The organism is Mesorhizobium sp. Cs1299R1N1 (genome assembly GCF_037179655.1).
GTDB classification, from domain to species: Bacteria; Pseudomonadota; Alphaproteobacteria; order Rhizobiales; family Rhizobiaceae; genus Mesorhizobium; species Mesorhizobium salmacidum.
Window position 1 is genome coordinate 19,564 of record NZ_JAPYKR010000018.1, and the last position, 13,211, is coordinate 32,774.

General features: G+C 62.7%; 10 protein-coding genes and 1 pseudogene. 6 read left to right on the forward strand and 5 right to left on the reverse strand.

The annotated features are described in order from the left end of the window. Positions 1-32: 32 nt before the first annotated feature. Both glgX and bglA read left to right on the forward strand, forming a co-directional pair. On the forward strand, positions 33-2,033 hold the full coding sequence (gene glgX, locus O7A70_RS29305) for a glycogen debranching protein GlgX (protein WP_337143450.1): 2,001 nt from the start codon (positions 33-35) through the stop codon (positions 2,031-2,033). After that, entirely contained in the window at positions 2,034-3,668 is a 1,635-nt protein-coding gene (gene bglA, locus O7A70_RS29310; protein WP_337143451.1) for a beta-galactosidase BglA, read from the forward strand. It begins immediately after the preceding gene. A 27-nt stretch (positions 3,669-3,695) separates the two neighbouring features. Here the strand turns inward: bglA and O7A70_RS29315 are convergent, their stop codons facing one another. Continuing rightward, complete coding sequence (locus O7A70_RS29315; RefSeq protein ID WP_337143452.1) at positions 3,696-5,453, reverse strand: hypothetical protein; 1,758 nt, start codon at positions 5,451-5,453, stop codon at positions 3,696-3,698. Then, the gene (locus O7A70_RS29320; RefSeq protein ID WP_027144005.1) at positions 5,454-5,900 is read right to left on the reverse strand and encodes a TadE/TadG family type IV pilus assembly protein; all 447 of its coding nucleotides are present in this window, start codon (positions 5,898-5,900) and stop codon (positions 5,454-5,456) included. Positions 5,901-6,377: 477 nt separating this feature from the next. Between O7A70_RS29320 and O7A70_RS29325 the strand changes: the two are divergent. The 4 genes and pseudogenes from O7A70_RS29325 to O7A70_RS29340 form a co-directional block, all read left to right on the forward strand. Then, positions 6,378-7,523 (forward strand): annotated as a pseudogene (locus O7A70_RS29325) (peptide ABC transporter substrate-binding protein); the annotation flags it as partial. A 416-nt stretch (positions 7,524-7,939) separates the two neighbouring features. After that, positions 7,940-8,863 (forward strand): ABC transporter permease subunit, encoded by a 924-nt coding sequence (locus O7A70_RS29330; RefSeq protein ID WP_337143454.1) that lies wholly within the window; start codon positions 7,940-7,942, stop codon positions 8,861-8,863. Next, entirely contained in the window at positions 8,856-9,977 is a 1,122-nt protein-coding gene (locus O7A70_RS29335) for an ABC transporter permease (protein ID WP_337143455.1), read from the forward strand. Before O7A70_RS29330 ends, O7A70_RS29335 begins: the two co-directional genes overlap by 8 nt. A 17-nt stretch (positions 9,978-9,994) precedes the next feature. After that, complete coding sequence (locus tag O7A70_RS29340; protein ID WP_337143456.1) at positions 9,995-11,614, forward strand: ABC transporter ATP-binding protein; 1,620 nt, start codon at positions 9,995-9,997, stop codon at positions 11,612-11,614. A 28-nt stretch (positions 11,615-11,642) separates the two neighbouring features. Here O7A70_RS29340 and O7A70_RS29345 read toward each other — a convergent pair whose 3' ends face one another. The 3 genes from O7A70_RS29345 to O7A70_RS29355 form a co-directional block, all read right to left on the reverse strand. After that, entirely contained in the window at positions 11,643-11,987 is a 345-nt protein-coding gene (locus O7A70_RS29345; protein ID WP_337143457.1) for a hypothetical protein, read from the reverse strand. A 152-nt stretch (positions 11,988-12,139) separates the two neighbouring features. Then, positions 12,140-12,583, reverse strand: coding sequence for a hypothetical protein (locus O7A70_RS29350; RefSeq protein WP_337143458.1), 444 nt, complete (start codon positions 12,581-12,583; stop codon positions 12,140-12,142). Next, the gene (locus O7A70_RS29355) at positions 12,580-12,810 is read right to left on the reverse strand and encodes a hypothetical protein (protein ID WP_027143998.1); all 231 of its coding nucleotides are present in this window, start codon (positions 12,808-12,810) and stop codon (positions 12,580-12,582) included. The genes O7A70_RS29350 and O7A70_RS29355 overlap by 4 nt, the downstream gene beginning before the upstream one ends. Positions 12,811-13,211 lie beyond the last annotated feature (401 nt).

The window sequence follows — 13,211 nt, forward strand, 5'->3', positions numbered from 1 at the left end:
TCCGACGTTTGCAGCCGAGAAGGCTCGCGCGCATGACGTCGCTCGGCGCCACCATTACCCCTGAAGGCATCCGCTTCGCCGTATGGTCCTCGTCGGCCCGTCGCCTCTGGGTTTCGATCTTCGACGAGCAGGGAAGCCGCGAACTCGATCGGCTGGAGCTGACGCCGGAAGGCGACGGCATGCATGCGCTTTTCGTCTCCGGCCTGGCCTTGGGCGCGCGCTATGGCCTGCGGGCCGACGGCGACTATGCACCCGAGCGTGGGCTGTGGTTCGACCCCGACAAGCTGCTGACCGATCCTTACGCCGTCGAGATCGACCGGCCCTATGCCTATCACTGGCGGCTCGCCGCGCGGCGCAATGAGGGCGCCGACACCGCGTCGGTGATGCCCAAGGCCGTGGCCAAGGCCTTGCCCGCGGCCCCACCGATCCTGCCGCCGCTGTTTCGTCCGGGCGGCCTGATCTACGAATTGAATGTCCGCGCCTTCACCAAGCTCCACCCGGATGTGCCCCAAGAACAGCGCGGTACGATCGCCGCACTTGCCCATCCAGCCATCATCGAGCATCTGCAAAGGCTCGGAGTCTCCGCTGTCGAACTGATGCCGGTGACGGCGTCGATCGACGAGCGGCATCTGCCGCCGCTGGGCTTAAGCAATGCCTGGGGCTACAATCCCGTGACCTTCATGGCGCTCGACCCACGCCTCGCGCCCGGCGGCCTGACGGAATTGCAGGATACAGTCGCTGCGCTACGCCGGGCCGGCATCGGCACCATTCTCGACCTCGTCTTCAACCATACCGGCGAAAGCGACAGGCTGGGGCCGACGCTCTCGCTACGCGGCCTCGACAACCAGGCCTACTATCGGCACCGGCCGGATGGCGTGCTGGTCAATGACACGGGCACCGGCGACACGATCGCTTGCGACCATCCGGTGGTGCGGGAAATGGTGCTCGACACACTCCGTCATTTCGTGCGCCAGGCCGGCGTCGACGGCTTCCGTTTCGATCTGGCTCCGGTGCTGGGCCGGGTCGATGGTATCTTCGATCCGGAAGCGCCGCTGCTCCGGGCCATCACCCATGATCCGGTACTCCGCGACCGCGTGCTGATCGCCGAGCCTTGGGATATCGGGGCAAACGGCTATCAACTTGGCAATTTCCGGCCGCCGTTCCTTGAGTGGAACGATCGCTACCGCGACGATGTCAGACGCTTCTGGCGCGGCGATGCCGGCATGGTCGGTGCTCTCGCCACGCGCCTTGCCGGATCGTCCGACGCGTTCAACGGGGCAGGGTCGCCGGCAAGCCGCAGCGTGAACTTCATCGCCGCCCATGACGGCATGACGCTGGCTGATATCGTCTCCTATGAGCGCAAGCACAACGGGGCCAATGGCGAGCAGAACCGCGACGGCCATAACGAAAACCTGTCCTGGAACAATGGTACCGAAGGCGAGACGGACGATGCGGCGATCACCAAGGCGCGCTTCGACGACCAGTGCGCACTGCTCGCCACGCTGTTCGTCTCGCGCGGCACCATCATGCTGACCGCAGGCGACGAGTTCGGCCGCACCCAGAAAGGCAACAACAACGCCTATGCGCAGGATAACACCATCACCTGGCTTGACTGGGCAGCCCGCGACCAGGCGCTGGAGCGTTACGCATCGGCCCTCGCAACGCTTCGCCAGGCCGTGCCGGCACTGTCGGACATGCGTTTCCTGACCGGGCAAGCGGTTGACGGTTCCGACATCCCCGATGTCTCGTGGCTGACAGAGACGGGCGCTCCGCTCAACGAGAGCGACTGGAACGACTCCAGCCGGCATCGCCTCGTCATGCTGCTGCGCGATGCCGTGGGCGGTCGGCTTGCCGTCATGATCAACGGCGACCGCCGCCAATGCGTCTTCACCTTGCCAGTGCGAGATGGCTTCCATTGGCGCGCGGCAATCGAGACGCAGGCGATCGACCTTCTACGCCCGCTGCCGGGCCGCAGCGTCAATTTCATGATCGAGGGCCGGACCGGAAACGGTTGCGCCGGGAAGGGTTCGTAAATGTCCGACGACAATGCCATGCAGAGGCCCGAATGGTGGCGAGGCTGCGTCGTCTACCAAGTCTATCCGCGCTCTTTCCAGGACACCACCGGCGACGGCAGCGGCGATCTCAAGGGCATCACATCACGGCTCGCTCATATCGCCTCGCTCGGCGTCGACGCTGTCTGGCTGTCGCCCTTCTTCAAGTCGCCGATGGCCGACATGGGCTATGATGTATCGGACTATCGCGACGTCGACCCGATGTTCGGCACATTGGCGGATTTCGATGCGCTTATCGCCGAAGCGCACAGGCTCGGCTTGAAAATCATCATCGACCAGGTGCTGTCGCATTCATCCGACAAGCATGAATGGTTCATCGAAAGCCGCGCCAGCCGCGACAACGCCAAGGCCGACTGGTACGTCTGGGCCGACGCCAAGCCGGACGGCGGCGCGCCCAACAATTGGCTGTCGGTCTTCGGGGGACCATCCTGGGAGTGGGACGCGACCCGCCGCCAATATTACATGCACAATTTCCTCGCCTCGCAGCCCGATCTCAATTTCCACAATCCGGACGTCCAGGAGGCGTTGCTGGACACGGTGCGGTTCTGGCTCGAGCGCGGTGTCGACGGCTTCCGGCTCGACACGGTTAATTACTATGTCCACGACCGCTGGCTGCGCGGCAATCCGCCCTTGGCTTCGAGTGTTGCCGGCACCAATACGGAGACCAGCACCTACCTCTATCAGGAGCATCTGTTCGACAAGACGCAGCCGGAAAACCTCGATTTCCTCAGGCGCTTTCGGGCATTGCTGGACGAGTATGAGGGCCGCGCCGCCGTCGGCGAGATCGGCGATGAAGGCCGCTCCTTGCAGACGCTCGCCGCCTACACCTCCGGCGGCGATAAGCTTCAGATGAGCTACACTTTCGACCTGCTCGGCTCGCAATTCTCCGCGGCGCATGTGCGTGGCTGCGTCGAGGCCTTCGAAAATGCGGTTGCCGATGGCTGGGTCTGCTGGGCGTTTTCCAACCATGACGTGGTGCGCCATGTCAGCCGCTGGACGCGGCCGGGTGGCGATCCCGACCGGGTGGCCAAATTCTCGATCACGCTGTTGAGCAGCTTGCGCGGTTCGATTTGCCTCTATCAGGGCGAGGAGCTCGGCCTTGAGGAGGCGGAGCTTGCCTACGAGGATCTGCGCGATCCCGTCGGCATCCGCTTCTGGCCCGGTGTGAAGGGCAGGGACGGCTGCCGCACGCCGATGGTCTGGGAGGCGGGCGCCGACAATGCGGGCTTTTCCACCGCGAAACCCTGGCTGCCTGTGCCGGCAAGCCATCGCGCCCGCGCGGTCGATGTGCAGAACGGCGAGGAGCAATCGGTGCTGTCGGCCTACCGCTCGGCGCTCGCCTTGCGCAAACAGCATCCTGCGCTGGTCGGCGGCTCGATCCGCTTTCTCGATACCGAGGGCGACGTGCTCGCCTTCATCCGCGAGGGTGGTGGGGAGAGGCTGCTCTGTGTCTTCAATTTCGCCGGAGAGCCGGCGACTTGGCCGTTGCCTGAGGATATCGGAACTGTCGCGGCTGTCTTGGGCGGCACTGCTTCCGTCGAGGAAAACGCGCTCTCGCTGCCGGCTCTCGGTTGCTTCCTCGGTCGGCTCGATTGATTGGCGCTTCGGTTGTGCCAAGCGGTCCTACTGAACGAGCACTGCCCGTCCGCAGGTCGCGCCGGTGACGCGCACGTCGGCCTGGCCGACACCGACGCCCAGGGCTGACAGCACATTGTAGAGCAAGTCGTCGACGGGCGCCGTTACAGTGTTGAGCAGGGCCACCACTGCTGGTCTGACCGTTCCGAGCAGGGTGGTCACATCGATCCCGAGACCAAGCAGATTGACCGAAAGCGAGAGGCTGTTGACCAGCGACGTGGTGAGCGATTGCGTGATGTTTCGCGTCGAAACGGTCCTGACCGTCTTGCTGGCGATGTCGGTCGCATTGAAGGTCAAGGTCTGCGGGTTGTTGTTGGTGATCGCGGGCGCGGCCGAACCCATCACCTGGATCAACGGTATCAGCAGCAGCTTAACATCGGCGATGTCTGCGTCGGTGAAGGTCTGCGGCTGGCTGAAATCGGCGAAGCCGGAGGGATTGTTGCTGTTGGCCAGGGTTATCTGGGCAATACCGGGGTGTGCGGCGATGGAAACGCTGATGCTGGACGGCCCTGTCGGGCACGTGATGTCGGTCAGCTTGGCCTCGGCATAGGCGACTTCCACATTGAGCGGCAGATTGACGGCCACCAGATTGATGCCGCCGCCGATGCCGGGCGTGCCGACACCGACGGAGGCCGTCAGTTTGATGCGCGTCTGGGCGGTTCGCACCACAGTGCCGATACCATCGACCGCCAGCCAGGGCGAGGATTGCATCGGCTCCCCGATGGCGATGTTGAGCTTGGTGGAAAGCAGCCCCGGTATGGTGGCGCCGAGATCGACCGCGGCCTGGTTGGTGCCGTTGGCAAGTACGGCGGCCGCCGTCAGCATCCCCATGGCGCTGGCGTCCACGCCAAGGCCGGACGGCTGTTGCCCGAGACCCAGGCTGCCGACGGAGCCAAGGTCGACAAGTCCGCTGAGTGGGATCTTGACGGTGCTGGTCGACTTGGAGGCGATGGTCTGCAAGGCGACCTTGGCGGTATTGCCGAGGCCAGGAACATTGGCCATGGCAGTCGCGATCTGGCCGACGGTCGCCTTCGATGCCAGGACGTCGGAATAGGTGCCGGCCGTGATGTTCAGTTGTGTACCGAGCGCACTGATGAAGGAAAGCACGCTGACATCGGCCGAGATCAGCCCGTTGTAATCCATGACGCTGAGTGAGATGTTGCCGCCGAGAAGTCCGCTCAAAAGTGCGTTGAGGATGCCGCCATTGACGCCAAGCAATCTCGACCCGACCGAGAATGTCGCCTGCGGCGTCATGCTGGCAGTGGCTTGGGTGTCGATGACGGGAGTGGGGATCAGCGAGCTTGCGAAGTAGCGCTGGGGAATTTTCGCCAAAGTCACCCGCGCCGCATTGTAAGGCGTCACGCCCGCTTGGAAGCGCTGGCTGACATTGGCGGTCGACGAGGCATATCGGCCCCGCGTGACCGTCACCACCGTCTTTCCGGCGGCCGCTGGGATGGTCTGGCCCGAAGCTTGAACAACGACACCCGGCATGCCGTTGTCGGTGAGCGTGGTGACGACCGCTGTGTTGACGTTGTTGATGTTCGAGGCGGCGGTGATCGCTGCCAGGTCGACCATCGCCTGGGCTTCCCGGCGCTCGGTGTAGATGGAGGCCTCGTCTATCGCCACCGCCGCCAGCGCCAGCGCGACCGGCGCGCTCAATGCGGTCATGACGGCGAAGTTCGCCTTCCTGTCTCCCATCATCGACCGTGCAACCCGGCCGATGCCCTTGCCCGCCCGCTGCAGCATTCAGATACCCCCGACCCTGATCGTTGACTGACGCTTGATGGTCGTCCCTGGCATGGCTATGCCCGGGAACAGATTCCAGATCGGCAGGTTGCGGGCATCGTACGAGATGGACACCACGAACTGGCTTCCGTCGGCCACGCTGTCATTGGCCTGGTAGGTCAGCTTGCTGGCGTCCACGAAAGGGTAGCCGCCGGCATTGTTGGTGAGATAGCTGGCCACGAGCGTCTGACGCTCGGTCTGGTTCACCCCGGCGATAGCCGTCCGGGCGGCGTCGGCTGCGATTTGCTGGATCGAGTTGGCGGCGCCAAAATAGATGCCGTAGGCAACCATTCCGAGCAAAAGAAGGATGAAAAGCGGCGACAGCAGTGCGAACTCGACCGCTGAAGTTCCTGAATTGTCTGTTCGGAACTGGCGCCTTCGGACCTTGGAAATGAGGTTGTGGACCATGGCACCAGCATGCTCAAGTTCGCATGGAGGAAGCGGAAACTCCGGGTGCAACCAAGGGATGTGCTCGATTGAAACGTCTTTCTAATTTAGCCGTTGCTTCTGCGATAATGAGGATTGACTTAGGGTCAATCAGTACTCAGTTGAAAAGAGCTTACCTCCTGTCTAGTCTCCTGCCACCAGCCGCCGGAGGGAACCGGCGGCGCGCTCAAAGGAACCAGACATCGGTTCCGGGGCGTCAACACGTAAAGGCGCGCCGATGGCAGCGCCGACAGGGAGAACTTCATGCTGAAAAATATGCTGAAGGCGACGGTACTCGCCACGACCATGACCTTGGCTGCCGGTACGTTCTTGACGCCAGCCTTTGCCGAGACCGTCTACAACAGGGGCACCGCCGCTGAATCGGAGTCGGTCGATCCACACAAGACCTCGACGGTCTATGAAGCCAACGTGCTGCGTGACCTGTTCCAGGGACTGGTCATGCAAGATGAGAAGGCGAACCTCATTCCGGGCGCCGCCGAAAGCTGGACGGTGTCGGATGACGGCACCGTCTACACCTTCAAGCTGCGCAAGGACGGCAAGTGGTCGGATGGCAGCCCTGTGACGGCGGACGACTTCGTCTACGCCTTCCACCGGCTCGAGGATCCAGCGACCGGCGCGGAATACGCCTCGATGCTCTATCCGGTGAAGGGTGCGGAGGACGTCAACACCAAGAAGGGCAAACCGGAGGACATGGGCGTCAAGGCGATCGACGCCACCACCCTGGAAGTGACGCTGAAGGCACCGACGCCGTACTTCCTGGAGATGCTGACCCATCAGGCGACCTATCCGGTCAGCAAGGCCTCGATTGAAAAGCTCGGCGCCGACTGGATCAAGCCCGGCAACCTGGTTTCGAACGGCGCCTATACGCTGGCCGAATGGGTTCCGAACGACCACATGAAACTGGTCAAGAATCCGAAATTCTGGGACGCCGCGACGGTCAAGTTCGACGTCGTCAACTACATCCCGACCGAGGATCGTTCATCGGCTATGAAGCGCTTCGAGGCCGGCGAACTCGACAGCTATGACGATCTGCCGACCGAACAGCTCGCCGACCTCAAGACCAAGTTCGGCGACCAGATCCATGTCGGGCCGTATCTCGGCACCTACTATTATGCGATCAAGACCGACAAGGCGCCGTGGAACAACCCCGAGCTGCGCAACGCCATCTCGATGGCGATCGACCGTGACTTCATCGCTGAAAAGGTCTGGCAGAACTCTATGCTGCCCGGCTATTCGATGGTGCCTCCCGGCATCGAGGGCTACACGCCCGCAATGGCCAAATACGCCGACATGCCGCAGATCGACCGCGAGGACGCGGCCAAGAAAATCCTTGAGAAGCTAGGCTACACGCCCGAGCATCCGCTAAAGATGGAGATCCGCTACAACACCTCGGAAAACCACAAGAACACCGCTGTGGCGATCCAGGAACAGTTGAAGCCGCTTGGCGTCGACGTCACGCTGCTCAACACCGACACCAAGACCCACTACTCCTTCCTCGAGCAGAAGGGCGACTATGACGTGGCGCGTGCCGCCTGGATTGCCGACTACAAGGATCCGGAAACCTTCCTCGGCATCACGCGCAAGGCCAGCGGCAACAACTATTCGAACTACAACAGTCCGCAATACGAAGCGGCAATGGACAAGGCCGCGGCCGCCGGCGGCAAGCCCGACGAGCGCATGAAGGACCTCTCCGCGGCCGAGCGCATCCTCATCGACGATGTCGGCCAGATCCCGCTTCTCTACTACAGCTACCACGACATCGTTTCCTCGAAGCTGCATGGCTTCGTCGACAATGTGATGGACGTGCATCCGTCACGCTTCGTCAGCAAGGATTGATCCCTGGCCAAGCCGCCGCGCAACTGAATGCGCGGCGGCGCTGGTTTGCCATCGCATCGGCCCGGGAAGCGGAATCGATTTTCGGAAAGTTCGGTGCGAAGATTTGAAGGCTGGAGCGCAATCGTCCGGGTGGACGGGCGAGCTCCAGATCAAGCGGGGCACCGATGCTGCGATACGTATTCCGGCGGCTTTTGACCGCCATCCCGACGCTGTTCGTCATCGTGACGATGGCGTTCTTCCTGATGCGCGTCGCGCCGGGCGGTCCATTCAACCAGGAGCGGGGACTTAGCCCCGAGATCAAGGCCAATCTTGAAGCCCAGTTCGGTCTCAACGATCCGCTCTGGCTGCAATATGTCCACTATCTCGGCAATCTGCTGCGCGGCAATTTCGGCCCGAGCTACAACATGCCGGATTTCACCGTCACCGAACTGTTTGCCAAGGGCCTGCCCATTTCCGTCCAACTCGGTGCCTCGGCGCTGATCCTGGCGCTGCTGCTCGGCAGCGTGCTCGGCACCATTGCCGCGCTCAACCAGAACAAGCTTGGCGACTATACGGTGATTGCGCTGGCGACCGCCGGCAGCACCATCCCCACCTTCGTCATCGCGCCGGTGATCCAGCTCCTGTTCGGGCTGACCTGGAGGCTGTTGCCGATCGGGGGATGGGGCGATGGCGCTTTCATCAACAAGGTAGGTCCGGTGCTGACGCTCGCCTTGCCGCAGATCGCCATCGTCGCCCGCCTGATGCGCGGCTCGATGATCGAATCGCTGCGATCCCATCATATCCGAACGGCGCGAGCGCTCGGCCTCTCCGACTGGTCGGTGGTGGTCAAGCACGCCTTGCGCGGCGCCATCCTGCCGATCGTCTCCTTCACCGGCCCGGCGGCGGCGGCACTGCTGACCGGCTCGGTCATCGTCGAGACGATCTTCTCCATTCCGGGCGTCGGCCGCTATTTCGTCGATGCCGCGCTCAATCGCGATTACACGCTGGTGATGGGAACGGTGGTGGTGATCGCCATTTTCACCATCATCTTCAACCTGATCGTCGACGTCATGTACGCGGTCGTCGACCCGAGGGTGCGCTATGACTGACATCGCAGCCACCGCTCCCGCCATCGTCGGTCGCTCGCTTTGGGGTGATGCCTGGGCGCGCCTCAAGGCCAACCGCGCCGCCATGTTCAGCCTCTACTACCTCGTTCTGATCGGGGTCGTCAGCGTCTTTGGCCCGTGGTTCGTGCCGCATCAATACACGACCATCTACGCCGACTATGTGCGCATGCCGCCAAGCCTGTCGGCCTACCCGAAACCCGATATGATCGAGACGGCGCTCACCGAAGCGATCAAACGCATGCGCGTTGACATCAAGGAGTGGCACCAGGAGGGCAATCAGGTCTTCGTCACGGTCAAGTCGGCCAAGCCGATCGACGACCGCAACATCCGCTACCTCGACCGTTCCGATGCCTTCGACGACACCAAGATCGAGAGCAAGTCGACCGACGGCCTCGAAGTGACGATGAGCGCATCGGTCAAGCAGCAGTATTTCCTGTTCGGAACCGATAACACTGGCCGCGATCTCTTGTCGCGCACGCTGATGGCCGGGCGTATCTCGCTTGCCATCGGCCTGCTCGCGGGCATCGTGGCGGTGGTGATTGGTGTGATTTATGGCGCCGCCGCCGGCTTTTCCGGCGGCAAGGTCGACGAGGTGATGATGCGCATCGTCGACGTGCTCTATTCCTTGCCGTTCATCTTCTTCGTCATCATGCTGGTGGTGTTCTTCGGCCGCAACTTCGTGCTGATGTTCCTGGCGGTCGGTGCCGTGCTGTGGCTCGACATGGCGCGCATCGTACGGGGCCAGGCGCTGTCGATCCGCCGGCAGGAATATGTCCAGGCGGCGGAAGCCATGGGCATCGGCCAGCGCGGCATCCTGCTGCGCCATGTCATCCCCAACCTGCTTGGCCCCGTGGTGATCTACATGACGCTGCTGGTGCCGCAGGTCATCATCCTGGAAAGCTTCCTGTCGTTCCTCGGCCTTGGCATCCAGGAGCCGATGACCAGCTGGGGCGTGCTGATCTCGGTTGGCGCCAAGAACATCGGCACCGCCAACTGGCTGCTCCTGTTTCCCGCCTTCTTCCTCGTCTCCACGCTGTTCGCCCTGAACTTCGTCGGCGACGGCCTGCGCGACGCGCTCGACCCAAGGGATCGGTAAAGATGGGGAACGCTGACATGGCCACTCCCGAAACGATCCTCAGCGTCAAGGACCTCCGCGTCCGCTTCCGCACGCTCGACGGTGCGGTCGAAGCGGTCAAGGGTATCAACATCCACGTGAATGCGGGCGAAACCGTCGCAGTCGTCGGCGAGTCCGGCTCCGGCAAGAGCCAGACGATGATGGCGGCGATGAGCCTGCTGGCCTCCAATGGCGAGGCGTCGGGCAGTGTCGACTATCGCGGCCGCAACCTGTTGACGCTGAGCAAATCCGAGCTGAACAAGGTCCGCGGCCGCAAGATCAGCATGATCTTCCAGGAGCCGATGACCTCGCTCGATCCGCTCTATTCGATCGGCAACCAGCTGATCGAGCCGATCCGCCGGCATCGGGGCCTGAGCGCCACGGAGGCGCATGATGAGGCGCTCAAGCTGCTGCGGCTCGTCCATATTCCCGATCCGGAACGGCGGATGAAATCTTATCCGCACGAAATGTCCGGCGGCCAGCGCCAGCGCGTGATGATCGCCATGGCGCTCGCCAACGACCCCGACATCCTGATCGCCGACGAGCCGACGACGGCGCTCGACGTGACCATCCAGGCGCAGATCCTGATGCTGCTGGCCGAGTTGCAGCGCAAGCTTGGCATGGCGATCGTCTTCATCACCCACGACCTCGGCATCGTCCGCCGCTTCGCCGACCGGGTTTATGTCATGCGCCAGGGGGAGGTCGTCGAGGAAGGCCAGGCAGAAGCGATCTTCGCCAACCCGCAGCATGCCTACACCAAGATGCTGCTGGCGGCCGAGCCGACGGGAACCAAGGCACCTCCGCCCGCCAATGCGCCCATGGTGCTCGAGGGCAGGAATGTCGAAGTCACATTCAGGATCGGTGGCGGGTTTTTCGCCGGCGAACCGCTGATGCTGCGGGCCGTCGATCACATCTCGATCCGGTTGCAACGCAACCAGACCATCGGCATCGTCGGCGAATCCGGCTCGGGCAAATCGACGCTCGGCCGCGCCTTGCTGCGGCTTTTGCCGAGCGATGGGCTCATTCGGTTCGGCGATCGCGACATTTCCACTGCCGACCGGCGGCAGATGCGGCCGCTGCGGCGCCAGATGCAGCTCGTCTTCCAGGATCCCTTCGGCTCGCTGTCGCCCCGCATGACCGTCGGCCAGGTCATCACCGAAGGGCTGCTGGTGCATGAGCCGAACCTTTCGGGAAAGCAGCGCGACCAGCGCGCGGTCGAGGCCCTGCGCGAAGTCGGTCTCGATCCCAACGCCCGCAACCGCTACCCGCACGAATTTTCCGGCGGACAACGGCAACGCATCGCCATTGCCCGCGCCATGATCCTGAAGCCGACGATGGTCGTGCTGGACGAGCCCACCTCGGCGCTCGATCGCTCGGTGCAGAAACAGATCGTGGAACTGCTGCGCAAGCTCCAGGCCGACCACGAACTGTCTTACCTGTTCATCAGCCACGATCTCGCGGTGGTGCGCGCCATGGCCGACTACATCATCGTCATGAAGCAGGGCAAGATCGTCGAGGAGGGGCCGACCGAGGCTATCTTCAGCAATCCGCAAGCGCCTTATACACAGACGCTGATGAATGCCGCGATCGACGTCACGCGGTTCCGGTTGAGCGCGTGATAAGTCACGGCAGGTGAGGCCTGTTCGCTCAGCCGGCTGAGTTGGCGCACTTGCGTGCGCGCACGGCGACAACGGCATCCTGCTGTTGCTTCAACCGGTCGATCCTTGCCGTTTCACGGTTGGCGACCGCCATCTTCACGCGCGATCCACCAAGCAGCCAGCGCGGCACTCTGGTGTTGGCGACCTTGCCGCGGGTGATCGCGGTTTGCGAGATGTCGCTCGCGCTGCTTCCCACGGCGCTGTTGAGCTCGGTGCAGCTCATGCTCTCGTATTTGGCCGGATCGGCCGTCCTGCCGATCGAGGAGCATCCGGCAACGAGAAACACCGTAGCCAGAAGAACCGGTGCCGATCCTGTCGTTGAGATCAAATTCATGTCCGCGTCCGGTTCGCCGTTTTACCGGCTCCCTCATATTCATCGATCAAACTAGGGGCCGATGCCCATCTCGTCAAAGGTTGAGGGGCCGATACCCAGTGCTCGCGCTCTGCACTGGGGTATCGGCCCGTTTATTCAATGTCATCGAAATCCTACGCTGCTTCGGCGTCCAATCCGGTCATGGGGACACAACCACCGCCGAGCACCATTTGGGCGATGTCCGCGGCATTCTCATCGACATGGGCCGTCACCAGCACAACCCCTTCGCCGACGCCTCGACGCTCAAACCTTCTGGCGCCCGCGGCCATGGCTCCGAACAACCCGCCGAGGATGCAGCCGCAGCCTATCAGGGCCGTCGCCGACAGGCCGGTCGCAAAAGGATTGATGCCGTGGACAGCAAAAGCGCTCAGGCACGCCAACAGCCCGGCGGCGGCGCCAAGCATGACAGCGGGAGATTTCACGACACCGATTTCGTCATGGTAGGGCCCGATAATCGCGATCTGTACGCGAGGAACCCCGGCCGCCAAAAGGTTGCCGGCGATCCGGGCTGCTTCGGAATGGGATTCAAAAAGCCTGCTGATTGTTGGCATGGTCATTCAGGGCGCGTCGTGTCCGTCAGCACGTCGGTAACGAAGGATGCGGCGATCAAGTCGTCGCCATCGATCCGGCCTTGACCGTCCTCCATTACGGCCGCGACCTTTTGGAAGGTCTTGATTTCGCCCTCGGTGATCCGCGCGTCGCGCATCCTGCTCCTGAGGTCTGCCACGCGCAGCTGCAAGGCATCGGATCTTGCGTTGTCACGATTCGAGATTGTCGTGGTCATCTATGTCCGCTTCTTTTTTGATGGTCCTCGCGCCCAGCCAACCGAACTCTGGAGGGCGGGCAAACGTTCCAGGGCTGGGCTTCGGTCTGGCGAGGTGCGGGACTTAGGTCTTGCCCCAGGACGTAATGGTCTTGCCGGCCGCGCAGCCAGGAACAGCCGCTGTTTGCCACCGTTTGTCCGCTACGAGATTATGGGAGGAAGCCGATGGAGAAGAGTGTTGGCCAGGCGCGCTGGTTGCTCGCACCGATCTTCGCCGTGGCTATTACCTTCTTGGTGGCTGGAGTAGTCCTTAGCTGAGTTCTCCCCTGGTGCCGCAAGGTCCATTACACGCCCATCCGGCGTAGGATACGACGAATTGCCCTGGGCTCACGGACCCAAGTTTGCGCAATTTATTTCCGGCG

What these genes read in the sequence shown, in the direction of transcription:
- glgX (WP_337143450.1), top strand. Translation starts at nt 33, where the DNA reads ATGACGTCGCTCGGCGCCACCATTACCCCTGAAGGCATCCGCTTCGCC.
- bglA (WP_337143451.1), top strand. Translation starts at nt 2,034, where the DNA reads ATGTCCGACGACAATGCCATGCAGAGGCCCGAATGGTGGCGAGGCTGC.
- O7A70_RS29315 (WP_337143452.1), bottom strand. Translation starts at nt 5,453, where the DNA reads ATGCTGCAGCGGGCGGGCAAGGGCATCGGCCGGGTTGCACGGTCGATG.
- O7A70_RS29320 (WP_027144005.1), bottom strand. Translation starts at nt 5,900, where the DNA reads ATGGTCCACAACCTCATTTCCAAGGTCCGAAGGCGCCAGTTCCGAACA.
- O7A70_RS29330 (WP_337143454.1), top strand. Translation starts at nt 7,940, where the DNA reads ATGCTGCGATACGTATTCCGGCGGCTTTTGACCGCCATCCCGACGCTG.
- O7A70_RS29335 (WP_337143455.1), top strand. Translation starts at nt 8,856, where the DNA reads ATGACTGACATCGCAGCCACCGCTCCCGCCATCGTCGGTCGCTCGCTT.
- O7A70_RS29340 (WP_337143456.1), top strand. Translation starts at nt 9,995, where the DNA reads ATGGCCACTCCCGAAACGATCCTCAGCGTCAAGGACCTCCGCGTCCGC.
- O7A70_RS29345 (WP_337143457.1), bottom strand. Translation starts at nt 11,987, where the DNA reads ATGAATTTGATCTCAACGACAGGATCGGCACCGGTTCTTCTGGCTACG.
- O7A70_RS29350 (WP_337143458.1), bottom strand. Translation starts at nt 12,583, where the DNA reads ATGACCATGCCAACAATCAGCAGGCTTTTTGAATCCCATTCCGAAGCA.
- O7A70_RS29355 (WP_027143998.1), bottom strand. Translation starts at nt 12,810, where the DNA reads ATGACCACGACAATCTCGAATCGTGACAACGCAAGATCCGATGCCTTG.